Origin of the sequence: Streptomyces sp. NBC_00083 (genome assembly GCF_026343295.1) — a bacterium.
In the GTDB taxonomy this organism is placed as follows: domain Bacteria; phylum Actinomycetota; class Actinomycetes; order Streptomycetales; family Streptomycetaceae; genus Streptomyces.
Genome location: NZ_JAPELY010000002.1, coordinates 1,464,996 through 1,487,367, shown reverse-complemented (window position 1 = coordinate 1,487,367; position 22,372 = coordinate 1,464,996). Strand labels below are relative to the sequence as shown.

General features: G+C 70.5%; 17 protein-coding genes. 4 read left to right on the top strand and 13 right to left on the bottom strand.

The window, feature by feature from the left end:
- Window positions 1-8: 8 nt before the first annotated feature.
- The 3 genes from OOJ98_RS22990 to OOJ98_RS22980 form a co-directional block, all read right to left on the bottom strand.
- Complete coding sequence (locus tag OOJ98_RS22990; protein WP_267056821.1) at window positions 9-1,433, bottom strand: extracellular solute-binding protein; 1,425 nt, start codon at window positions 1,431-1,433, stop codon at window positions 9-11.
- 225 nt (window positions 1,434-1,658) lie between these two features.
- Entirely contained in the window at window positions 1,659-2,666 is a 1,008-nt protein-coding gene (locus OOJ98_RS22985; RefSeq protein WP_267056820.1) for a LacI family DNA-binding transcriptional regulator, read from the bottom strand.
- A gap of 94 nt (window positions 2,667-2,760) precedes the next feature.
- On the bottom strand, window positions 2,761-7,032 hold the full coding sequence (locus tag OOJ98_RS22980; RefSeq protein ID WP_267056819.1) for a discoidin domain-containing protein: 4,272 nt from the start codon (window positions 7,030-7,032) through the stop codon (window positions 2,761-2,763).
- 421 nt (window positions 7,033-7,453) lie between these two features.
- On the opposite strand from OOJ98_RS22980, the gene OOJ98_RS22975 reads away from it, so the two are divergent.
- A complete protein-coding gene (locus OOJ98_RS22975; RefSeq protein WP_267056818.1) occupies window positions 7,454-9,244 on the top strand; it encodes an ATP-binding protein in 1,791 nt (596 codons plus the stop codon).
- Window positions 9,241-9,918 carry a response regulator gene (locus tag OOJ98_RS22970; RefSeq protein ID WP_267056817.1) on the top strand — a complete coding sequence of 226 codons (678 nt, stop codon included), beginning with the start codon at window positions 9,241-9,243 and terminating at the stop codon, window positions 9,916-9,918. Before OOJ98_RS22975 ends, OOJ98_RS22970 begins: the two co-directional genes overlap by 4 nt.
- A 41-nt stretch (window positions 9,919-9,959) precedes the next feature.
- On the opposite strand, the gene OOJ98_RS22965 is transcribed toward OOJ98_RS22970, so the two are convergent.
- The 3 genes from OOJ98_RS22965 to OOJ98_RS22955 form a co-directional block, all read right to left on the bottom strand.
- Window positions 9,960-10,952, bottom strand: coding sequence for an ABC transporter substrate-binding protein (locus OOJ98_RS22965; RefSeq protein ID WP_267057065.1), 993 nt, complete (start codon window positions 10,950-10,952; stop codon window positions 9,960-9,962).
- Between the two features lie 190 nt (window positions 10,953-11,142).
- Window positions 11,143-12,051: an ABC transporter permease gene (locus tag OOJ98_RS22960; protein ID WP_267056816.1), complete on the bottom strand. Its 909-nt coding sequence runs from the start codon at window positions 12,049-12,051 to the stop codon at window positions 11,143-11,145.
- Complete coding sequence (locus tag OOJ98_RS22955; protein WP_267056815.1) at window positions 12,041-12,856, bottom strand: ABC transporter ATP-binding protein; 816 nt, start codon at window positions 12,854-12,856, stop codon at window positions 12,041-12,043. Before OOJ98_RS22955 ends, OOJ98_RS22960 begins: the two co-directional genes overlap by 11 nt.
- Before the next feature lie 159 nt (window positions 12,857-13,015).
- Between OOJ98_RS22955 and OOJ98_RS22950 the strand changes: the two genes are divergently transcribed.
- Complete coding sequence (locus OOJ98_RS22950; protein ID WP_267056814.1) at window positions 13,016-13,699, top strand: response regulator; 684 nt, start codon at window positions 13,016-13,018, stop codon at window positions 13,697-13,699.
- A 32-nt stretch (window positions 13,700-13,731) separates the two neighbouring features.
- Here the strand turns inward: OOJ98_RS22950 and OOJ98_RS22945 are convergent, their stop codons facing one another.
- The 6 genes from OOJ98_RS22945 to OOJ98_RS22920 all read right to left on the bottom strand — a co-directional run bounded on the left by OOJ98_RS22945 (window position 13,732) and on the right by OOJ98_RS22920 (window position 20,725).
- Window positions 13,732-15,327 (bottom strand): cation acetate symporter, encoded by a 1,596-nt coding sequence (locus tag OOJ98_RS22945; RefSeq protein ID WP_267057064.1) that lies wholly within the window; start codon window positions 15,325-15,327, stop codon window positions 13,732-13,734.
- Window positions 15,327-15,875, bottom strand: a complete 549-nt coding sequence (locus OOJ98_RS22940; RefSeq protein WP_267056813.1) for a DUF485 domain-containing protein — start codon at window positions 15,873-15,875, stop codon at window positions 15,327-15,329. The genes OOJ98_RS22945 and OOJ98_RS22940 overlap by 1 nt, the downstream gene beginning before the upstream one ends.
- A gap of 117 nt (window positions 15,876-15,992) precedes the next feature.
- The gene (locus tag OOJ98_RS22935; protein ID WP_267056812.1) at window positions 15,993-16,688 is read right to left on the bottom strand and encodes a response regulator transcription factor; all 696 of its coding nucleotides are present in this window, start codon (window positions 16,686-16,688) and stop codon (window positions 15,993-15,995) included.
- On the bottom strand, window positions 16,685-17,875 hold the full coding sequence (locus OOJ98_RS22930; RefSeq protein WP_267056811.1) for a sensor histidine kinase: 1,191 nt from the start codon (window positions 17,873-17,875) through the stop codon (window positions 16,685-16,687). The genes OOJ98_RS22935 and OOJ98_RS22930 overlap by 4 nt, the downstream gene beginning before the upstream one ends.
- Window positions 17,872-18,405 (bottom strand): CcdC protein domain-containing protein, encoded by a 534-nt coding sequence (locus OOJ98_RS22925; protein WP_267056810.1) that lies wholly within the window; start codon window positions 18,403-18,405, stop codon window positions 17,872-17,874. Before OOJ98_RS22925 ends, OOJ98_RS22930 begins: the two co-directional genes overlap by 4 nt.
- 199 nt (window positions 18,406-18,604) lie before the next feature.
- Window positions 18,605-20,725 carry a type IIA DNA topoisomerase subunit B gene (locus OOJ98_RS22920; protein ID WP_267056809.1) on the bottom strand — a complete coding sequence of 707 codons (2,121 nt, stop codon included), beginning with the start codon at window positions 20,723-20,725 and terminating at the stop codon, window positions 18,605-18,607.
- A 432-nt stretch (window positions 20,726-21,157) separates the two neighbouring features.
- Between OOJ98_RS22920 and OOJ98_RS22915 the strand changes: the two genes are divergently transcribed.
- Complete coding sequence (locus OOJ98_RS22915; protein WP_100575885.1) at window positions 21,158-21,388, top strand: hypothetical protein; 231 nt, start codon at window positions 21,158-21,160, stop codon at window positions 21,386-21,388.
- Between the two features lie 92 nt (window positions 21,389-21,480).
- On the opposite strand, the gene OOJ98_RS22910 is transcribed toward OOJ98_RS22915, so the two are convergent.
- Window positions 21,481-22,296 (bottom strand): serine protease, encoded by an 816-nt coding sequence (locus tag OOJ98_RS22910; protein ID WP_267056808.1) that lies wholly within the window; start codon window positions 22,294-22,296, stop codon window positions 21,481-21,483.
- Window positions 22,297-22,372 lie beyond the last annotated feature (76 nt).

Genomic DNA, 22,372 nt, shown 5'->3' with positions numbered 1-22,372 from the left:
CGTGCGCGCTACTGGTTCGCGAGGACCTGGTCGACCTGCGTCCGGGCGGTCGAGAGAAGCTTGGCGATGTCGGCGTCCTTGTTGGTGAGCACCGCGGACATCGCGTTGTCGAGGACCTTGTAGACCTCCTGCGCCTTCGGCGGCTCGGCCTTGCCCGGGACCGGGTGGGCGAGGTACGGCGCGAAGTTGGCGACCGGCATGGTGGCGTTGGTGGTGCGCGAGGTGAGGTCGTCGGCCTTGACGGAGCCGGTGAAGAAGTTGGGCTGCGGCACCCCGACCGGGAGTTGGTCGGCCTTGGTGCGGGCCCAGTCGAACTGGCCCTTGCCGGGCGAGAGGTTCTTGAAGTTGAGCCAGGCGATCGCGGCCTTGATCTTGTCGGGCGAGCTGCCCTGCTTGATCATGTAGCCGTTGCCGCCGGTGAGGGTGGCTTTGCCGCCGGGGATCGGGCCCATGCCGAAGTTCTCGTACTTGGCGCCGAGTTGCTGGACCATGTACGCGATGTCGTCGGGCGCGGCGAGGAACATGCCGAGCTTGTCGGCGGTGATCTGCTTCTGCAGGTCGCCCCATTTCAGGAGCTGGGTCTTGCTCATGCTCTGATCGGTCCAGCGCATGTCGTGCAACTGCTGGAGGACCTGCTTGCCGGTGGCGTCGTCGAAGGCGGCCTTGCCGTCGGCGCCCACCACGTCCCCGCCCAGGCTGTACATCGCGGCGGTGAAGTGCCAGCCGCCGGTGTTCTCGGCGCTGTACTCACCGTATCCGTAGACGCCGCCCCCGAGCTTGGCTATCGCCCGGGAGTCGCTGCGGACCTCCTCCCAGGTGGCCGGCGGCTTGTCGGGGTCGAGCCCGGCCTGCTGGAACAGCTTCCGGTTGATCATGATGCCCATCTGGTAATTGCTGGTGGGCAGGCCGTACATCTTGCCGTCCTTCTTGTACACCCCCATCACGGCCGGGTCGATGCTGGCGAGGGCGGGGACGGACTTGTCGGTGACGTAGGCCGAGATGTCGGCGGCGCCGTCGTTGTCCAGGACCTGCTGGAGGTCGGTGAAGTAGGAGTAGAAGACGTCGGGCTGGGACTTCGCCTTCAGGGCGGCGGTGAAGCGGGGCGGCTCCTCGCACTGTCCGGGCGTGGACCTGCCGATGATGCGGACGTTCGGATAGGTCTTGTTGAACGTCGCGACGTCCTGCTTCCACTCCCTGAGTTCGGCGGCCTTCGCGGCCGGCGGCATGCAGTCGATGGTGAGGTCGACCCTGGTCTTCGGGTCGAGCGGGGCGGCGGGGTCACTCGATCCGGTGCCGGGCTTGCTGTCGCCGCCCCCCGTGTCGCTGCTGCTGGTTCCGCAGGCGGTGAGGGCGGTGAGGGCGAGGGCGCCGGCCAGGGCGGTGACGGCGGTGCGGCGTGCGTGTCGTGCGGGGCGGAACCAGGTGCGTCTCATCGGGAGGACCCCTTCGGGAGGAGCGTGGAAGGCCCTTCGCTGACGGCAGCGGGGCGCGGCACACTCAACCACCGGCGCCGCCGGTGCGCAATATCCCGCGCTGATTTCGTAAAACTTCGACAGCCTCTTGTCCACAATGAGCGTGACGGGCGCACACAACAGCGCGCCGGGCGGAATCACCCGGCGCGCTGTATGACGCGTCTACGCAAGATCCGTGCGGGAGGGCTACCTGGGCACCTGCGCGGTCGAGCCGCGGACCACCAGTTCGGGCTCGAAGAGCAGCTCGCCGGGGGGCACCACACCGCCCTGGATCTGCGCGGAGAGGAGCTCGACCGCGGCCCGGCCCATCGCCTCGATGGGCTGGCGCACCGTGGTCAGCGGGGGCTCGGTGCAGTTCATGAACGCGGAGTCGTCGTAGCCCACCACGGAGACGTCGCGGGGCACGTCGAGACCCCGCCTGCGCGCGGCCCGCACGGCGCCGAGCGCGAGCGGGTCGCTGGCGCAGATGATGCCGGTGACGCCGCGCTCCAGCAGGCGCGAGGTCGCGGCCTGGCCGCCTTCGAGAGAGAACATGGCGCGCTCGACACGGTCCTCGGCGAACTCGGTGCCGGCCGCGGCGGCCAGCGCGCGGGCCGCGTCCAGCTTGCGCCGCGAGGGGACGTGGTCGGGCGGCCCGAGCACCAGGCCGATGCGCTGGTGGCCCAGGGAGGCCAGGTGGCGCCAGGCCTGTTCCATCGCCACGGCGTCGTCGCAGGCGACGACGGGGAAGTCGAGGTGTTCGATGGCGGCGTTGATGAGCACGACCGGCACCTTGCGGTCGGCGAGCTGCCGGTAGTGGCCGTGCGGGGCCTCCATCTGCGCGAAGAGTCCGCCCGCGAAGACCACGCCGGAAACCTGCTGCTGCAACAGCAGGTCGACGTAGTCGGCCTCCGAGACACCGCCCTTGGTCTGGGTGCACAGGACCGGGGTGAGCCCCTGCTGGGCGAGGGCCCCGCCGATGACTTCGGCGAACGCGGGGAAGATGGGGTTCTGCAGCTCGGGCAGGACCAGGCCGACCAGGCGGGCGCGCTCGCCGCGCAGCTGGGTGGGGCGCTCGTAGCCGAGCACGTCGAGCGCCGTGAGCACGGATTGCCGGGTGGATTCGGAGACTCCCGGTTTGCCGTTGAGCACCCGGCTGACCGTGGCCTCGCTGACTCCAACCTTCTTCGCCACCTGAGCAAGTCGTCGCGTCATGAGCGCAAGACTAGCGCAAAACTTGCAAGCGGTTTGCGTAGAGGATGCGGATGCCGCCCCGGTCGCCCGGGGCGGCATCGCGCGTCGGCCTCCGTTACGGGTTGGTGTCGATCGTGAAGGTGGACGTGGTGTTCCTGATGTCCTGAGCGTTGCCGCTCAGCTTGAGGTCGTTGAAGGTGACCTCGCCCACCGCGGGGCCCTGCCCCGGCTCGGGCAGCTCATTGGCCCAGATCCCGATGCCGGACTTGGCGTCGAAGGCATCGCCGCTCTTCTTCGCCCCGGTGATGCTCACATGGGTGAGCACGCTGTCCTTGATCGGATTCAGCGGCGTACTGCCGTTGTACTTCGTCTGGAACATGATCCCGGAGTACGTAGGATCGGTGATGTCGAGGTCGCTGATGCGGATCCCCTGGAACGCGTACTCGGCGGAGTACATCCACAGCGCGCCGAACGCCTGCGCGCCCCAGAAGTGGCCGCCGGAACGCACCAGGGAGATGCCCTGGAAGTTCGTCGGATCGGTCCCGAAGCCGAGGGCCGGGATGGAGCCGAACTTCAGGGTGCCGATGGTCAGTCCGGGGTACGTCAGCATGTCGGCCGCGTACAGGTTCCGGAAGGTGTTGGCGGTGCCTCCGTAGACGGCGAATCCGGCGGCCCGCCAGGTCAGCAGGGCGCTGAGGTTCTCGAAGACGTTGCCGGTCTCGTCGGCGTTGTTGATGTCGGTCGCCGGGAACAGCGCGAAGCTGTCGTCACCGGTGGAGCGGGCCTCCACGTTGCTGATGGTGTTGTCGCTGCTGCCGTTGGTGAGGTTGATCCCGTCCGCGTACAGGTCACGGACGCGGGAGTTCTTGATGGTGATGTGGTCGGTGTTGGTGCCCCAGTACAGGCACATCATGTGCTCGGCCCACACGTTGTCGATCGTCATGTTGGCGACGTTCGAGAAGTTGAAGACCTTGCCGGGGCCGTCGTTGCGCGAGGTGTAGTTGCCGAAGAAGCCGAAGCCGGTGAAGGAGGAGCCGTTGGCGGAGGACTGGACGTCGAAACCGGCATCGGTGTTCTCCTGGTCGGGCGGGGTGGCGAAGCGGCTGAACCAGGGGCCCGCGCCGACCAGTTTCACGGCCTTGCCGTAGATCTGGAACTTGTTGCTGGTGGTGTAGGTGCCGGGCGGCAGATAGACGCCGACGAGCTTGCCGGTGGTGTCCATCCGCACCTTGTCCAGGGCGTTCTGCACGTCCTGCTGCGCGGTGCCGGCGGGCACGACGTAGGCCGCCGGGTCGGGGTTGGGGAGCTGGCTGACCTGCTCCAGGTTGATGAAGTCGATGGCGTACGTGGAGGTGTTCGCGGCGTCCTTCTGGAGGCGGATGGTGCTGCCCGCCTTCACGGTGTCGCCGAGCAGGATGTTGGCCTCGTCGTAGATGTGGCGGGGGCCGCCGGAGCCCGGCGAGTTGTTGGGGCTCGCCTCCGCGCCGTACTGCCACATGTACTTCGAGCTCAGGTCGATGGCCTTGCGGAAGACGCCGTCGACGTAGATGTCCAGGCTCGCGCCGGTGCCGCCGCCGCCCGCCGAGTCCGGGATGGAGAAGCGGGTGACCAGGCTGTTGGTGTCGGCCCGGGTCGTGAACTGCACATAGTTTCCGGTCGAGTTGAGCGTAACGGCCTTGCGTCCCGACGCCTCGCCCGCGAGGTCGCCGATGGTGCGGTTGGGCCCGACGACCTGGGCGCCGCCGCCCGTCACGCCGTCCTCCGCCTCATAGGTGTCGTACGGCATGTTGGCGCCGCGCCCGACGAAGAACGCCTGCTGGCTGGTGTTGTTGGCGCGCTTGACCGGGAGTTCGTTGGTGTCGTCCGCTATCACCACCTTCGCCGTGTACTTGCCGTTGGCCGCCGTCCAGCTGCCGAGGTTCACCGGGGGCGCGGTGGCGCCCGCGTCGAGCGTGCCGCTGTAGGCGCCGGTGAGGGTCTTCACCAGGGCGCCCTTGTCGTCGAGCAGGGTCAGGGTGATGCCGTGGCTGCCGCCGGCCGAGGCCAGGGTGCCCTGGTTCTTCAGCGTCACGGTGAACGCGACCGCCTGGCCGGCCGAGGGGGCGCTCGGCGACCACGCGACCCCGGAGGCGATCAGGTCGGAGGAGGAGACCGGCTTGATGACGAGGGGGCTGCCCGTGAAGGTGTTGTTGGTGTCGTTCTGTTCGATGACGGTGTTGTCCGGATCAACGACCGCGCTCAGCGGATAAGTTCCCGCATCGTGCGTGCCGATCGAGGCGTTCACCGTCGCCGACGCGCCGGCCGTGAGCGCGGGCACGGCGGCGGTGGCCGCCTTGGAGCCGCCGAGCTGGAAGGCGACGGTGGTGGCGGGTGCGGCGCTGTTCCCCTTGTTGTGCACGGTCGCCGCGAGGGTCACGGCGTCGGACTCGACCGGCGCGGAGGGGGCCGCCGTCAGCGCGGTGACCTCCAGGTCCGGGTTGGGTGCGGGCACGCCCACGACCTGGAACTCGGCGATCTGGCCACCCGTGGCACCGGTGTTGGAGGTGAACTTCAGCTGGACGTCGGCGACGCGCGCCGCGACCGGTATGGACACCGTGTTCCCGCTCGACGGGTCGAAGGTGTAGTCCTTCGCCGCGACCAGCGAGGTGTACGAGGAGGCGCTCTGCTCACGGCCGAGGACGGCGATGTTCTGGGTGCGCGTGCCCCAGCCGCTGTCCGGGTTGAGCTTGAGGACGACGGCGCTGGTGTCGGCGTTGGCGCCGAGCTTGACGGTGAGCGTGCTCGGGTAGCCGCCCGCCGCGCTCTCCCAGTAGGTCGCCGTGTCGTTGTCGTCGGCGTTGGCCGCGACGAAGGTGAAGGTGGACGACGACGCCGTGATCGGCTTGCCCACCGCGAGGTTGGAGCCGTCGCCGGTCGGGGAGCCGTTGCGCGTCACGGTGTTGCTCGCGCCGGACTGGTTGCCCGCCGCGTCCTTGGCCCGTACGTAGTACGAGACGGTGACCGTGGCCGGCCGGCTGTCGGTGTACGTGGTGGCATCGCCCGCCACGCTCTTGAGCAGCTGGTTGTCAGCGTAGATGTCGTACCCGGTGACGCCCACGTTGTCGGAGGACGCGGCCCAGGTGAGCTTGATCTGCCCGGTGGCCGGCTCGGTGTAGGCGAGGTTCCCGGGCGCGGTCGGCGCCTGGGTGTCGCCCGAACTGCCCTTGCGGGTGACGGTGTTGCTGTTGGGCGACTGGTTGCCCGCGGCGTCCTTGGCGCGCACGTAGTAGGCGACGGTGGCGCCGGCCGGCTGGCTGTCCGTGTACGTGGTGACGTTTCCGGCCACGCTGGTGCGCAGCTCGCCGTTGGCGTACACGTCGTAGCCGGTGACGGCGGTGTTGTCGGTGGACGCGGCCCAGGTGAGCTTGATCTGGCCGGAGCCCGGCTCGGTGTAGGCGAGGTTCCCGGGCGCGGTCGGCGGCTGCGTGTCACCGCCCGTCGGGCCGTAGATCTCCAGCTCGGAGAGTTGCCCGCCGGGCTGCGCGGTGTTGTTGGAGATGAGCACCCGTACGTAGCGGGTCGTGGCCGAGTCGAAGGCGATCGGCACGGTGAGGCCGTTGGCGGCGGTGAACGCGTACCCCTGGGCGGCGGTCAGGTCGGTGAAGTCGGTGCCGTTGGCGCTGCCCTGGATCTTGAGGGTCTGGGTGCGGTCGCCCCACCCGTCCGGCAGCTTGAGCACCACCTTGTTGACGGGAACGGTGGCGCCGAGGTCGGCCTGGATCCACTGCGGGAAGGCGTTGTTGGCGCTCTCCCAGTAGCTCGCCTTGCTGCCGTCGTTGGCGTGGGAGGCGACGTAGGTCTGCGTGGTGCTGCTCGCGGTGAGGGTCTTGCCGAGGGCGAGGTTGTCGCTCGACCCGTCGGCCGCGTGCACTTCGAGCGAGGAGAGCTGGGCGGCCTGCCAGCCGGTGTTCGCGGTGATCTCGATCCGTACGAAACGGGCCCGCGCGGCGGCGAACCCGATCGTCACGGTGTTGCCCGAGCTCTGCGTGAACCCGTACGCGGCGGAGCCCACCAGGGTGCTGAAGCTCGTGCCGTCCGCGCTGCCCTGCACGGAGAGGGTCTCCTTGCGGTCGCCCCACGAGGCCGGGAGCTTCAGGACGACGTCGCCGACGCCGGCGGTGGCGCCGAGGTCGGCCTGGACCCACTGCGGGAAGGCGCTGCCCGCGCTCTCCCAGTAGGTGGACTGGTCGCCGTCCGTGACGTTCTTGGCGGTGTACGAGCCGTTCGCCCCGGACGCCGCGGCCGGCTTTCCGGCGGCGAGGTCGGGACCGGCCGCCGCCGCTGCCGAGGCGGCGAGGGCCGGCCAACCGATCATGAACAGGCTGGTGGCGACCAGCGCGGCGAGCATCCTCGTCCGCCTGCGCCATCTCCAACGGTGCGTTCTCATGTGTCCCCGATCTGCGCGACTGGGTTTCTGCCGACTTAGGGTTTCTGCAGGGAAGAGCCATGGAATTTGCGTTGAGCGGTGAGAGAGTTGCAGAGATGTGCCGAGGCGTCCATCCCTGCGACCACCCCGCCGAACCGGCGCCCGGGGCCGCGCAGCCAACCGGAACGATCGCTTTCCTCCCTGTCACCGCGCGTCCTGCGGCTTTGCCGACAGCACGACAGGCGCCCGCAAGATATCCGCAAACAACGCAAGCGACTTTCATCGTGCTGACGCGGGGCTGAGGGGCGTGCCGGGGTGTGTGCCGAGGGCAGGGCCGCGGAGACCGCACTGTGATCCGGAGGGGATTTCGGTAAGCGACGCGGGCCGTCTAACGTGCCTGTCCATGACCGCCCCACCGACGAGCGCCGCCCCCCGGCGACGGCGCCTGGGCTGGCCGCGGCGCGTCTTCTCCCAGGTGCTCCTCATGCAGCTGGCCATCGCCGCCGGGGTCGCCGTGCTCGCGACCGGGCTCTTCCTCGCCCCGCTCGGCGCCCAGCTCGACGACCAGGCCATGCGGCGCGCGCTCGCCATCGCCGCGGCCACCGCCGCCCAGCCCAGGATCGCCGACGATCTGCTGTCCTCGCGGCCGGTGGCCGACGGCCCGGTGCAGGCCGACGCCGAGCGCGTGCGGCTCGCGACACACGCCGAGTACGTGGTGATCATGGACACCCGGGGGGTGCGCTGGTCCCACCCCGAGCCGGGGGAGATCGGCCGGCACGTCTCCACCGACCCCGAGGACGCCCTCGCCGGCCACGACGTCATGGAGATCGACAGCGGCACCCTGGGCCGCTCGGCCCGCGGCAAGGTCCCGCTCCGCGACGCGCGGGGCACCATCGTGGGCGCCGTCTCGGTGGGCATCGAGTACGACAGCGTGCGGGCCCGGCTCCTGCACGCCATCCCGGGGCTGCTCGCCTACGCGGGCGGCGCGCTCGCGGTGGGCGCGCTCGCCGCGTACCTGATCGCGCGGCGCATCCACAAGCAGACCCGTGACCTGGCGTTCTCCGATATCTCGGGGCTGCTCGCGGAGCGCGAGGCGATGCTGCACTCCATCCGCGAGGGAGTCGTCGCGCTCGACCGCGGCGGCCGGATCAGACTGCTCAACGACGAGGCCCAGCGGCTGCTCGGCGTCGGGCCCGAAGCGGCGGGCCGAGACCTGGAGGAGGCTCTGGGCGCGGGCCGCACGACGGAGGTGCTCGCGGGCCGGGTCGAGGGCACCGACCTGTTGACCGTACGCGGCCACCGCGTCCTGGTGGCCAACCGGATGCCGACCGACGACGGCGGCGCGGTGGCCACGTTGCGTGACCGGACCGAGCTGGAGCGGCTGGGCCGGGAGCTGGATTCCACGCGCGGCCTGATCGACGCCCTGCGCGCCCAGGACCACGAGCACGCCAACCGGCTGCACACCCTGCTCGGCCTGCTCGAACTGGAGCTGTACGAGGAGGCCGTCGACTTCGTGACGGAGGTGGTCGGGGTGCACCGGGCCACCGCCGAGCAGGTCACCGAGAAGGTCAGGGACCCGCTGCTCGCCGCGGTCCTGGTCGGGAAGGCGACGGTCGCCGCCGAGCGGGCGGTCGCCCTGAGCCTGTCCCCCGCCACGCTGCTGCCCGACCGGCTGGTCGATCCGCGCGGCCTGGTCACGGTCACCGGCAACCTCGTCGACAACGCACTCGACGCGACGGCCGGATCGCCCGGCGCCGCGGTCGAGGTGGAGCTGCGCGCCGAGGGACGCACCGTGGTGGTGCGGGTCCGCGACAACGGTCCCGGTGTCCCCGTCGAGCGGCGCGAACTGGTCTTCACCGAGGGCTGGACCACCAAGGAGGCGCCCGCGCACGGCAAGCGGGGGCTCGGGCTCGCGCTGGTCGGCAGGTTCGCGGAACGGATGGGCGGCAGTGCGCGGGTCGGGACCGGCCCCGAGGGCGGCGCGGAGTTCACCGTCGTCCTGCCGGACGCGCTGAGCGAGGCGTTGAGCGGGGGGCCGGTGTCCGATCAGGAGCGGACCCCAGAGCCTGAACCGGACCCCGAGCCCGCTCGTGAGCCGGCCCCGGACCGGGTGCCGGGCCAGGTGCCGGACCAGGTGCCGGGCCAGGATCGGCGGCCCGGCGACGCCGAGCCGGTACGGGAGGCGCGGTCATGATCGACGTCCTGGTCGTGGACGACGATCCCCGGGTCGCCTCCATCAATGCCGCGTACACCGCGAAGGTTCCCGGCTTCCGGGTGGTCGCCCAGGCGCATTCGGCCGCCGAGGCGCTCGCCCGGATCGTCGCGCAACCGGTGGACCTGGTGCTGCTCGACCACTATCTGCCGGACGAGAACGGGCTCGCTTTCGTGCGGGAGCTGCGCCGGCTCGGCCACCACACCGACGTGATCATGGTGACGGCCGCCCGCGATGTCGCCACCGTCCAGGCGGCGATGCGTCAGGGCGCGTTGCAGTACTTGGTCAAGCCCTTCACCTTCGCCGGTCTGCGCTCCAGGCTGGAGGCGTACGCCGTGCTGCGCCGCACCCTGGACGGCGGCGGCGAGGCCGAGCAGGCGGAGGTGGACAAGATCTTCGGCGCGCTGTCCGTCCCCAACGAGCCCGACCTCCCCAAGGGCCACTCCCCCACCACCGCCGACCTGCTGCGCGGAGTCCTGAAGGCGGCCGAAGGCCCGCTCTCGGCACAGGAGATCGCGGAGCGGGCCGGTGTGAGCCGCCAGACCGCGCAGCGCTATCTCAAGCTCCTCGAACGGGCCGGGCGGGTGCGGCTCGGCCTGCGCTACGGCGAGACCGGCCGCCCCGAGCACCGCTATGCGTGGGTGGCCTCGGCGTAGAGGGCTCTTCCATGGGGCGGCCGGCTCGGCGGGGCGCCGGGTCAGCCCTGCGGGACCTTCTTCACGAACTCCGTGGTGAAGGTCTCCGAGAGATCGACCTTGGCCGACTTGAGGTTGGGGTTGAACGACTTGAGCACCCGCTCGACCGTCTCCGGACCGTTCTCGGGCATGACGCCGTCCTTGGTGAACATCGGCAGGGTGCTCTTGATCGCCTGCGCGTAGAGCGCCTTGCCGCCCTGCGCGTAGTCCGCCGGCATCTTCGCCGCGATCTCGTCCGCGCTGTGCTCCGACATCCAACGCAACGTCTTCACCAGGGCGTTGACCAGTTTCTGCACCGTCTGCCGATGGCCGTTCACCCACTGCGTGTTCATGTACAGACTGGAGGAGGGGTACGGACCGCCGAGCGCCTGCTGGGAGCCCTCGGGCGTGCGCATGTCGATGAGGACCTTGCCGAGCTTCTGGTCGACGACGGCCGCGACCGTCGGGTCGGTGGTCATGCCGCCCTGGATGGACCCCTGCTTCAGGGCGGCGATGAAGGTCTGCCCCGCGCCGACCGCGACGGGCGTGAACTCGCTGGTCTTCACCCCGTCCCGCACGGCCAGGTACTTCGTGAGGAAGTCCGTCGACGAGCCGAGCCCCGTGACGCCCAGCTTCTTGCCCTTGAAGTCCTTGGGCGACTTCACCGCCGAGGCGGCCCCATCGGCGACGATCTCCACCTCGCCCGGCGCGTGCGAGAACTGCACCACCGACTCGACCTTCTTGCCCTTCACCTGAAGATCGAGGGTGTGGTCGTAGAAGCCGACGGCGCCCTGGACGTCACCGGAGATCAGCGCGGTCTCGGCCTGGACCCCGGCGGGCTCCGTGAGCAGCTGCACGTCCAGGCCCTCGGCCTTGAAGTAGCCCAGGCGCTGGGTCAGCATCGCGGGCAGATAGATGACCTTGTCGAGGCCGCCGACCATCACCTTGACGGTGGCCTGCCCGGACGCGCTCTTGGCGTCCGAGGCGGAGTCGTCGCCGCACGCGGAGAGCGTCATCAGCAGGCCGACACAGAGCCCGCCGGCCAGGAGGGCCGACGGCGCGTTGCGCACGCTGTGAATGGCGGGTGAGCGCGAACCCTGTTGACGGAAAGGGGAAGGGTGCCGGTTGGGCATGATCATCACGTCCTTGTGATCGCTGCGCGGATGGGAGGGCGGCGACGCGGGCCGGTGGTGCTCGGTGCGCGCGTCAGCGTTCGGTGCCGGGCTCGGCCGGGCGCCAGCGGAACAGCCGCCGCTCGGCGAAGGTGAGCAGCCCCTCGGTGAGCAGGGCGACGACGGCGAGGATGGCCATGGCCGCGTACACCCCGGCGGCGTTGAAGGTCCCCTGGGAGGCGGCCACCAGGAGCCCGAGCCCCTTGGTCGCGCCGATGTACTCGCCGACGATCGCCCCGATCAGCGCGAACCCGAAGCTGACATGGAGGCTGGTGAAGATCCAGGAGGTGGCGGAGGGGACGACCACCTGGAGGGTGACCCGGCGGTTGCTCGCCCCCAGGATGCGGGCGTTGTCCACCAGGTTCCGGTCCACCTCGCGCGCCCCCTGGAACGCGTTGAAGAAGACCGGGAAGAAGACGAGGACGACGGCGGACGCGACCTTCGACGCCGGGCCGAGTCCGAACCAGATCAGGAAGACGGGCGCGAGCACGATGCGCGGGATGGCGTTGAGCACCTTGATGTACGGGCCGAGAACATCCGCGAGGAAGCGGATCCGGCCGAGCGCGATGCCGAGCACGACACCCGCGACCACGCCGACGATCCAGCCGAGCAGCGCCTCGTAGAGGGTGTACCAGATCTGCTCCCAGAGCGATCCCTGCGCGGTGCCGTGCAGCGCCCACTCCCGGATCTGGTCCCAAATGGCCGACGGCATCGAGAAGTTGAAGGCGTCGATGACGTCGGCGCGGGCCAGCAGTTCCCAGGCGCCGAAGACGAGGGCGAGGAGCAGGACACGACTCGCCTGGACCAGGTAGCGGCGGTTGCGGGCGGCACGGGCGCGGGTCGAGGTACGGGACACGGCCTTGGTGCCGGCCGGGGCCGGGGGACGGGGCGCCGTGGGCGATGCGGGCGCCGTGGGCGTGGCGCCGTGGCTGTCAGGCGACATCGGCGGCACCCCGCTCCCTGGTGATGCGGACCTCTTCGCCCAGGGACTCCCAGATCTCGCGGTAGATCTCGATGAAGCGGGGCTCCAGACGCACCGATTCGACCCTCCGCGGGCGCGGCAGGTCGATGTCGAAGATCCGCTTCACGGTCGCCGGGCCCGCCGTCATCACGACGACCCGGTCGGCCAGCGCGATGGACTCCTCCAGGTCGTGGGTGACGAACACGATGGAGGCGCCGGTGCCGGACCACAGGTCGAGGAGCTCGTCCGACATCAGGGCCCTGGTCTGCACGTCGAGCGCGGAGAACGGCTCGTCCATGAGCAGGATCCGCGGGTCGTTGACGAAGGTCGCGGCGAGCGCGACGCGTTTGCGCTGGCCGCCCGAGAGCTGGTGCGGATAGCGGTCTTCGAAGGCCGTCAGGCCGACCCTGGCCAGCCAGGCGCGGGCCGACTCCTTCGCCTCGGCCTTCGGTACGCCGCGAAAGCGCGGGCCGGCCATGACGTTGGAGAGCACGGTGCGCCAGGGGAAGACCGCATCCTGCTGGAAGACGAAGCCGACCTTGTCGCCGATGCCGTCGACGGGCTCGCCGGCCACGAAGACCTCGCCATCGGTGGGCTCCTCCAGGCCGCTGACCAGGGTGAGCGTGGTCGACTTTCCGCAGCCGGTGGGACCGACGACGGCCACGAACTCGCCCTGGCGCACGCTCAGATCGAGGTCCCGTACGGCGGTGTGCAGCGCTCCGGACGGCGTACGGAACGCCTTGCCTGCGCCCCTCAGCTCGATGGCGGGGGCGGTGTCTGTGTTCATGGAGCGGGACCGTAGGCGCGGTCCGCTCTCCGGCGTCAGCCTTGTGGGCACTGGACGTACTTGTGCGCGCAAACCTCTGTTGTGCTCGTTTTGCGCGCGATACAACTGCGGGGTCCGGAGCGCGGGAAACGCCGGGCCGGGCCCGGGGAGGAGTGCTACGTGATCGACGTGCTGGTCGTGGACGACGACTTCCGTGTTGCCGAGATCAACGCGTCATACGTCGGGAAGGTTCCCGGGTTCCGGGTCGTGGCGCGTGCGCACAGCGCCGCCCAGGCGCTGGCCGCCCTGGAACGCCATCGGATCGATCTCGTCCTGCTCGATCACTTCCTGCCCGACGAGACCGGGCTCAGCCTGGTCCGCCGGATGCGCCAACAGGGCCACCACACCGACGTGATCATGGTGACGTCGGCGAGCGATGTGGCGACGGTGCAGACCGCGATGCGTCACGGCGCCCTGCACTACCTGGTGAAGCCGTTCACGTTCGCCGCGCTGCGGGCCAAGCTCGACTCGTACGCAACGCTGCGCCGCACCGTGGACCGGGCGGCGGGACGCTCCGGCGCCGAGCCCACGGCGCAGGACCAGGAGCAGGTCGACCGGATCTTCGCGGCCCTGCGCACCGGGCTGCCCAGCCGTCATTCGGTGCCGACGGCGGAGCTGATCCGCGATGTCCTGCACGACGCCGACCATCCGCTCTCCGCCCATGAGGTCGCCGACCGAACCGGCCTGAGCCGCTCTACCGCCCAGCGCTATCTGCGCCTGCTCGAACAGTCCGGGCGCCTGTGTCTCACCCTGCGCTACGGCGAGACCGGGCGCCCGGAACACCGGTACGCCTGGGCGGTGTGAGCGGCGGGCCGGGTGGCCGGGCGGGTCCTCGGCTACACCGCGCCCGCTCCCGTCAGGGCCCGGACCTCGGTCTCCGCGTGCCTCTCCTCGTCCGGGACCTCGTGCGAGGTGACCGTGCCGAGCCAGCCCGCGAGGAAGCCCAGGGGGATGGAGAGGAGCCCCGGGTTCTGCAGCGGGAAGAACTGGAAGTCCACGCCGGGGAAGAGCGATTCGGGGCTGCCGGAGACCACGGGTGAGACGAGCACCAGGACCAGCGCCGGGATCAGCCCTCCGTACACCGACCAGACGGCACCCCGGGTCGTGAAGTTGCGCCAGAACAGGGAGTAGAGCAGCACCGGCAGGTTGGCGGATGCGGCGACCGCGAAGGCGAGGCCGACGAGGAACGCCACATTGAGGTCGCGGGCCAGCAGGCCGAGGGCGATGGCGACCGCGCCGATCCCCACCGAGGCGACCCGGGCGACCGCGACCTCGCTGCGCTGCTTGGCGTGCCGGCGCCTGAGCGAGGCGTACAGATCGTGGGCGACGGACGCCGAGGACGCCAGGGTGATGCCCGCGACCACCGCCAGGATCGTGGCGAAGGCGACGGCGGCGACCACGGCGAAGAGGACCGTGCCGCCGGTGGAGCCCGCGCCGCCTCCCAGGTCGTAGGCGAGCAGCGCGACGGCGGTGTTGCCCGCCGGGTTGGACGCCTTGACCTGTGCGGAGCCCACCAGGGCGGCCGCGCCGAAGCCGAGCACGATCGTCATCAGATAGAACCCGCCGATGAGGCCGATGGACCAGATGACCGAGCTGCGGGCCGCTCGCGCGGTGGGCACGGTGTAGAAGCGGGAGAGGATGTGCGGCAGGCCTGCCGTGCCGAGGACGAGGGCCAGGCCGAGGCTGATGAAGTCGAGCCGCGCCGTCCAGTCACCGCCGTATTTGAGGCCCGGTGCCAGGAACTCCCTTCCGTGGCCGCTGTGTTGGGCCGCCGTGTTCAGCAGCAGGTTGATGTCGCCGTGGAAGCGCAGCAGCACGAGCACGGTGAGGGTGATCGTGCCGGCCATGAGCAGGACGGCCTTCACGATCTGGATCCACGTGGTGGCCCGCATCCCGCCGAGCGACACGTAGACCACCATGAGGGCGCCGACCCCGATGACCGTCCAGTTCCGCGCGGCGCCGCTGGTGCCGCCGAGCAGCAGGGCGACGAGGCTGCCGGCGCCGACCATCTGGGCCACCAGGTAGAGAACGGACACGGTGACCGAGGACGTTCCCGCCGCGATCCGTACGGGACGCTCGCTCATCCGGGCCGCGACGACATCGGCGAGGGTGAACTTGCCGCAGTTGCGGACCAGTTCGGCGACGAGGAGCAGCACCACGAGCCAGGCCACGAGGAATCCGACGGAGTACAGCATGCCGTCGTAGCCGAAGAGCGCGATGAGTCCGGAGATGCCGAGGAAGGAAGCCGCCGACATGTAGTCGCCCGCGATGGCAAAACCATTCTCCATAGGGGAGAACAATCGACCGCCGGTGTAGAACTCTTCGGCCGAGCCGTGCCGGTTGCGGCTCACCCAGGTGGTGATGGCGAGCGTCGCCGCGACGAACGCGCTGAACAGCAGCAGCGCCAGGGTCTGATGGTCTTGGCCGACGATCACTTGGTGGTCTCCTGTGTCGTTCCCTGGGCGCCGTCCCGCCGGACCGTGCCGGCCTGCCCGGTCCGCCGGCCGCGCTGATGCTGCTGGTTCTGCTCGAAGACGACCCAGCGCAGCTCCAGGGCGGCCCGGTCCCGGCGCAGCCGGGCGTGGCGCGCGTAGGCCCAGGTCAGCAGGAAGGTGGTGAGGAACTGGGCGAGCCCGGCGATCATCGCCACGTTCACCGCGCCGGCCACCGGGCGGGCCATGAAGCCCGGGGCGCCGACCGCGGTGATCACATAGGCCAGGTACCAGGCGAAGAAGGCGAGAGCGGCCGGCACGACGAACCGGCGGTAGCGGCGGCGCACTTCCTGGAAGGCGGCACTGCGGTGCACTTCCAGATAGATCTCGGACGGGCTGAGACCTTCGTCCTCGCCGGCCCGCTGCTGGGCGGGCACGGTCGCGGCCACCGCCCCGCCGTCCAGCTCGCCCCACCCTGAGGCGAGCGCGTCATACCAAGGGTCGTCGATCCGCGCCGCCGCGGGATCACGCCCTTCCTGCTTCTCCACCGAACAACTCTCCTTGCCCACGGCCGCGTTCGGCCACGAGCCCAAGGATGGGTGGAGCGAGCGGGCCGGAGGCCCTCCCACGGCGGCGTTTCACCCCATTAGGTGATGGAGCGGGAATTACGGAAGCGAACTTCCGGGAGGATCCGCCAGCCCGTTCCGATAGGCGTACCGCACCGCCTGCGCCCGGTCACGCACCCCCGACTTACCGAAGATGTTGTTGATGTGGGTCTTCACGGTGGCCGTCGAGATGTGCAGGGCCCGGGAGATCTCCGGGTTGGACATCCCCTCGGCGACGAGCCGGAGCACCTCCCCCTCGCGTGTGGTCAGCCCGTCGGGCAGCTCGTCGGGGGCGGCGGCCGGCGCAGGTGCCGTCACCCGCTCCAGGAGGCGGCGCTGGATGGACGGGGCGAGCCCGGCCTGCCCGGACAGCACGGCCTCTATCGCTCTGACGATCTCCTCGCCCCCGGCGTCCTTGGTGAGGTACCCCCGGGCCCCGGCCTTCAGGGCGGGGAAGAGCGAGTCGTCGTCCGCGTACGTCGTGAGGATCACCACCTCGGTGCCGGGGTGCTCGGCCCGGATGCGGCGGGTGGCCTCCACCCCGTCGCAGCGCGGCATGCGCAGGTCCATCAGGACGATGTCCGGGGCCAGTCGGGCCGTGAGGGCGACCGCCTCCTCGCCGTCACGCGCCGAGCCCACGACCTCGATGCCCGGCAGCAGCCCGAGCAGCATCACGATGCCCTCGCGCACCACGGACTGGTCGTCGGCCACGACCACCCTGATCACCCCCCGTGCCCCGGCGCCGGTCCCGCTCATGCGGGCACCCTCAGTCTCACCACGAAGCCCTCCTCATTCGGCCCGGCCTCCAGGGTGCCGCCGAGCAGTTCGGCGCGCTCCCTCATCCCCAACAGACCGTAACCGGAGCCACTGACAGCGAGCTCCCCCGACCGCTTCCGGCCCCCCGAGTCCCGTACTTCCAGGGCCACTTCATCCGGCAGGTAGGCGAGCCGGACGGCGACGGCGGCGCCCGGCGCGTGTTTGCGTACGTTGGTCAGCGCCTCCTGGACCACGCGGCGCACGGCCCCCGACGCCTCCGCCGGCAGCGCCCGGCGCTCGCCCGTCACCTGGACCGCGCTGCCCGCACCGAGCCCGGTCCCGCCTCCGGCCCCCTCGATCAGGGTGTGCAGGAAGTCCTCGACCGGGGTCATCTCACCGCGCAGCGCGGACAACGCCTGACGGGTCTCCGCGAGGCCTTCCCGCGCCATGCCCCGGGCGGCCACCACCCGCTCCAGGATCTTCTCCCTGAACTCCCCGGGCGGCTCCCGCTCGATCAGCAGCCGCGCCGCCTCCAGGTGCACGAGCTGCGCCGAGAGGCTGTGCGCGAGCACGTCGTGGATCTCGCGGGCGATCCTGGCCCGCTCGTCCAGCGCGGCGGACTCCGCCTCGGCGGCCCGCGCGGCCCGCTCCTGGTTCAGCAGCCGCTGGGCGTTGCCGCGCGCCTCGGCGTCGAGCCGCAGCACATATCCGGCGAGCCCGAGCCCGGCCGCGGTCACCGCGGTGGTCAGCCAGTTGTCGTTGTCGACCACCATGTAGGCGGCCAGGGCCAGGGTCGTGCACGGCACGGCGGCGGCCAGCGGAAGCCGTTCCAGGGCCGTCACCGCGCAGCCGCACCACAGGACCAGCGCCAGCACCGGCCAGCCTCCCGCCCTCGCCCCGGCCGCGGCCGCCATCACCAGGAGGAGCGAGGCCAGCGAAGGCGCGAGCCGGTGCGCGAGGGTGAAGCGGAAGAACTCCCGGCCCAGCAGGGCGCAGACCGCCACGAGAGCGAGCCCCGCCACCCATGCCCAGTGACCCGGCCCCTGCCGGCTGGAGAAGGTCGACCAGAGCAGAGCGCCGAGCACGACGGCTCGGACGCCCCACGCGAGGTTGCGTCTGACACGGGTCAGGCCGACGCGGGAAAGGGCTTCCCGCGAGGGCCAGTCGAGCCAGGTCTCCAGGGTCACACGCGGTCCTTCCACATCTGCCGGGCCGGGCCGGCGCCGGCGCGGACCGTGCCGGCGGCAGCGACACCGTACGACGGTGCAGCCGACTGGATCCGCCACATCATGATGGCGCCGCGCACGAGCAGGGAGGCGGCGAGGGCGAGCAGGATCGCGCCCGTGCCCAGGTGGATCCCGGCGAGGGCGCCGAGGCCCGCGAGCCCCACCCGCAGGACGATGCCGAGGACCCAGATCCCGGCGGTGGCCCTGGTGCCGCGGGTCCACGTCGTGCCGTCCGCCTCGGTCCACGTCTTCGACGTCCAGGCCCAGCCGACGCCCATGAGCACCCCGATGAGGACCTCCGCGCCGAGCAGGGTGGCCGACGCCGCCTGGTGGTGCGGGTCGACCAGACCGCCGTCCTTCACCGCGAAGAACATCAGGGCCGCGGGGATCAGCCACCAGCGCCGTCCGCCGCCGATCTGCTGGGGCTTGAACTGGCGGGCCAGGATCAGCGCCACCACGGCGAGGGCGACCAGCACGTTGACGAGCGACATCGGAGCCTCCGAAGGACGGACGGGACGGTCTGTACGTCTACGAAGCTACGGAAACGGGCTGGTCAGGGGCATCGGCGCAGGGGTGGACCACGGGTGGAAGTTCCCTCTCCACCCTGGGGTGGAGACGGCCGAACGCCGGCCCGCGAGCAGCGCGGACCGGCGTTCGTTCAGGCGGGTGCGGCCGGGGTCCCGGCCCCGCTCACGCGTCGATGCGCGAGCGGTCCAGGGTCGCGGCGGAGCTGGTGATGAACTCCTTGCGCGGCGCCACCTCGTTGCCCATCAGCAGGTCGAAGACCTGCTCGGACGCGTCGAGGTCGCCGATGTTGATCCGGCGCAGGGTGCGGAACCGCGGGTCCATGGTCGTCTCGGCCAGCTGGTCGGCGTCCATCTCTCCGAGGCCCTTGTAGCGCTGGATGGTGTCCTTGTAGCGGACGCCCTTGCGCTGGAACTCGAGCAGCGTGGAGCGCAGCTCGTTGTCCGAGTACGTGTACACGTACTTGTCCTGGCCCTTCTTGGGCTGGACCAGCTCGATCCGGTGGAGCGGCGGCACCGCGGCGAAGACCCGGCCCGCCTCGACCATCGGGCGCATGTAGCGCTGGAAGAGCGTCAGGAGCAGGATCCGGATGTGCGCGCCGTCGACATCGGCGTCGACGAGCAGCACGATCTTGCCGTAGCGCGCGGCGTCGATGTCGAAGGTCCGGCCCGACCCCGCTCCTATGACCTGGATGATCGCGCCGCACTCGGCGTTCTTCAGCATGTCGGAGACCGACGCCTTCTGAACGTTGAGGATCTTGCCGCGGATCGGCAGGAGCGCCTGGAACTCGGAGTTCCGGGCGAGCTTGGCGGTGCCGAGCGCCGAGTCGCCCTCGACGATGAACAGCTCGCTGCGCTCGACGTCGTCGCTGCGGCAGTCGGCCAGCTTGGCCGGCAGCGAGGAGGACTCCAGCGCGGTCTTACGGCGCTGCGCCTCCTTGTGCTGGCGGGCCGCGATGCGGGTGCGGGCTGCCGCGACGATCTTGTCGAGGACGGCCCTGGCCTGCGCCTTGGCGTCGCGCTTGGTGGAGGTGAGGAACTCCTTGAGCTCCTTGGCGACGACGTTGGCGACGATCCGGTTGGCCGCGGAGGTGCCGAGCACTTCCTTGGTCTGGCCCTCGAACTGCGGCTCGGCGAGCCGCACGGTGACGACGGCGGTGAGGCCCTCCAGGGCGTCGTCCTTGACGACGTCGTCCTCGGCGACCCGCAGCATCTTGGCGGAGCGGAGGACCTCGTTGACCGTCTTGGTGACCGAGCGCTCGAAGCCGCTGACGTGGGTGCCGCCCTTGGGGGTGGCGATGATGTTCACGAACGACTTGAGGTTGGTCTCGTACCCGGTGCCCCAGCGCAGCGCGATGTCCACGCCGAGCTCCCGGGTGACCTCGGTGGGCGTCATGTGGCCGCGGTCGTCGAGGACCGGGACGGTCTCCTTGAAGGTGCCCGAGCCGGTGAGGCGCAGGACGTCGTTGACGCCCCTGTCCTGGGCGAGGTACTCGCAGAACTCGCTGATCCCGCCGTCGAAGCGGAACGTCTCCTCGGTCTTGCCCTCGCCGTCGAGGCCGCGCTCGTCACGGACGACGATGGTCAGGCCGGGGACCAGGAAGGCCGTCTGGCGGGCCCGCTGGTAGAGCGTGTCGAGGGAGAGCTTGGCGTCCTTGAGGAAGATCTGCCGGTCCGCCCAGTAGCGCACCCTGGTGCCCGTGCGGTTCTTGGGGACGCGCTTGCCCTTGAGCAGCCCGTTGCCCGGGTCGAAGGGCGAGTCGGGCCCCTGCTCGGTGAAGATGCCGGGCACTCCGCGGCGGAAGCTGATGGCGTGGGTGGAGCTGTTGCGGTCCACCTCGACGTCGAGGCGGGCCGACAGCGCGTTCACCACGGAGGCGCCCACGCCGTGCAGGCCGCCCGAGGCCGCGTAGGAGCCGCCGCCGAACTTGCCGCCGGCGTGCAGCTTGGTCATGACGACCTCGACGCCCGAGAGCCCGGTCTTGGGCTCGACGTCGACGGGGATGCCCCGGCCGTTGTCCCGCACCTCGACGGAGGCGTCGTCGTGCAGGATCACCTCGATGTGGTCGCAGTAGCCGCCCAGGGCCTCGTCGACGGAGTTGTCGATGATCTCCCAGAGGCAGTGCATCAGGCCGCGGCTGTCCGTCGACCCGATGTACATGCCGGGTCGCTTGCGGACCGCTTCGAGGCCTTCGAGTACGAGCAGATGCCGAGCGGTGTAGTTGGAGCCGTCGCGGTCTGCCCCGCTCAGCAGCGCAGTGGACGGAACGGACGTCTCGGCGGTCACGCAGTTCGCTCCTCGCTGAATTTCAATTGCGCCCCGGTGGGTAAGGGGTCGGCGTCGGTCGCCGGTCAGAGGGTACCGAGGCCTGGTAGAGCCGTTGTAACGCCACCCTCGCGAAACGTCATGCTAGTCCAGCATCGCAAACATGTTCGATCCCTCATGGGGGTGATGCGGATGTCACGTTCCCAATCAGGCATGAACCATTTAGGCTCCGGGCACGTCCTCATGAACAACCGGCAACCCCGCCGGAGGGCCAAACAAGACAAGCAACGCGAAACCCGTAAAGCTCCGCAATACGGCTCATTCGCCGCCAACCGGCAGCAGACAGCCACCTTGACCAAGAACTTTCGAGGAAAAGCCACGAGCGGGAACGTTTTCGGCCTGGTTGGATGTTGACCCTGGTACGACAGCTCGTCGAGCTAGAGAAGAGGCGACGTGACTACTGTTCTGACCCCCGCGAGCCCCCTGACGGCCGCCGACCGTTGCGACCGCTGCGGCGCACAGGCCTACCTTCGCGTAGTCCTCACCAGCGGCGGCGAGCTGCTCTTCTGCGCTCATCACGGACGTAAGTTCGAGCCGGAACTGAAGAAGATCGCCGCTGACATACAGGACGAGACGGACCGCCTCACGGCGGTGCCCGAGTCCACAGGCGACGAGGACCGCTGAGTCTTCGCACACGACGAGCCAAGGCCGGTCCAGAACCGGCGACGGGCGGCACTCCCCGTGCAGGGGGAGGGCCGCCCGTTCTCATGTCCGCGTCAGGCAGCGGCTCCGGGCCACTGCACGGCCGCGACCCGGGTGTAGACGCCCGGGAAACCGCGCTGCCCGCAGCCGTTCCCCCAGGAGACCAGGCCGATGAGCTTGCCCCCGGCCACCAGCGGTCCCCCGCTGTCGCCCTGACAGGCGTCGTGACCGCCCCTGGGATCGCCCGCGCACACCATGGTGGCCCGCTGGTACGTGCCGTCCGAGTTCGGCGGGTAGGGAGCCTCACAGGAGGCGTCGCTCAGGACCGAGACGTGAGCCGCCCGCAGGGCGGTCGGGTAGCTCCCGGCGCCCGTGGTGTCGCCCCAGCCGTAGACGGTGGCGGAGGCGCCCGCCTGGTAGCCCGGGTCGTTCGCGGCGGCCGTCGGGATCACGTACGAGGCCGGCAGGGGCTGGGACAGGGTGAGCATCGCCATGTCGCCGGCGTTGGTCGCCGGATCGTATCCGGGGTTCACCCAGGTGGCCTTCACCGCGATCTCCTGGCCGGCGGAGCTCCGCAGCTCGGTGCGGCCCGCGATCACCTTGAGGTCGCGCACCTGGGACACGTCCATGCCCAGCACGTCGCTGCGCAGACAGTGGGCGGCGGTGAGGACCGTGGTCGGCGAGACCACCGCTCCCCCGCAGAACTGGCCCGCGCGCGTACCCCCGAACCGGTCACGGCTGGACAGCGCCACCGCCCAGGGGCTGTCCGAGATCCGGACCTGCTGGCCGCCGATGACGACCTCGTCGGCGGTGGCGGGCGACGGCGCGCCCAGGGCGGTGGCCGCAAGGGCGGCCACCCCCGTGACGGCGCGGCTGATGGAGCGGCGCATACGCTCTCCTGACTCTCGGTGACGCGGGCACACCCAGCGTCATTCAGGGAGCGGCGCCGCGCACCCTCGGGTACGC

What these genes read in the sequence shown, in the direction of transcription:
- OOJ98_RS22970 (WP_267056817.1), top strand. Translation starts at nt 9,241, where the DNA reads ATGATCGACGTCCTGGTCGTGGACGACGATCCCCGGGTCGCCTCCATC.
- OOJ98_RS22985 (WP_267056820.1), bottom strand. Translation starts at nt 2,666, where the DNA reads ATGACGCGACGACTTGCTCAGGTGGCGAAGAAGGTTGGAGTCAGCGAG.
- OOJ98_RS22980 (WP_267056819.1), bottom strand. Translation starts at nt 7,032, where the DNA reads ATGCTCGCCGCGCTGGTCGCCACCAGCCTGTTCATGATCGGTTGGCCG.
- OOJ98_RS22910 (WP_267056808.1), bottom strand. Translation starts at nt 22,296, where the DNA reads ATGCGCCGCTCCATCAGCCGCGCCGTCACGGGGGTGGCCGCCCTTGCG.
- OOJ98_RS22990 (WP_267056821.1), bottom strand. Translation starts at nt 1,433, where the DNA reads ATGAGACGCACCTGGTTCCGCCCCGCACGACACGCACGCCGCACCGCC.
- OOJ98_RS22975 (WP_267056818.1), top strand. Translation starts at nt 7,454, where the DNA reads ATGACCGCCCCACCGACGAGCGCCGCCCCCCGGCGACGGCGCCTGGGC.
- OOJ98_RS22965 (WP_267057065.1), bottom strand. Translation starts at nt 10,952, where the DNA reads ATGACGCTCTCCGCGTGCGGCGACGACTCCGCCTCGGACGCCAAGAGC.
- OOJ98_RS22925 (WP_267056810.1), bottom strand. Translation starts at nt 18,405, where the DNA reads ATGTCGCTCGTCAACGTGCTGGTCGCCCTCGCCGTGGTGGCGCTGATC.
- OOJ98_RS22955 (WP_267056815.1), bottom strand. Translation starts at nt 12,856, where the DNA reads ATGAACACAGACACCGCCCCCGCCATCGAGCTGAGGGGCGCAGGCAAG.
- OOJ98_RS22935 (WP_267056812.1), bottom strand. Translation starts at nt 16,688, where the DNA reads ATGAGCGGGACCGGCGCCGGGGCACGGGGGGTGATCAGGGTGGTCGTG.
- OOJ98_RS22960 (WP_267056816.1), bottom strand. Translation starts at nt 12,051, where the DNA reads ATGTCGCCTGACAGCCACGGCGCCACGCCCACGGCGCCCGCATCGCCC.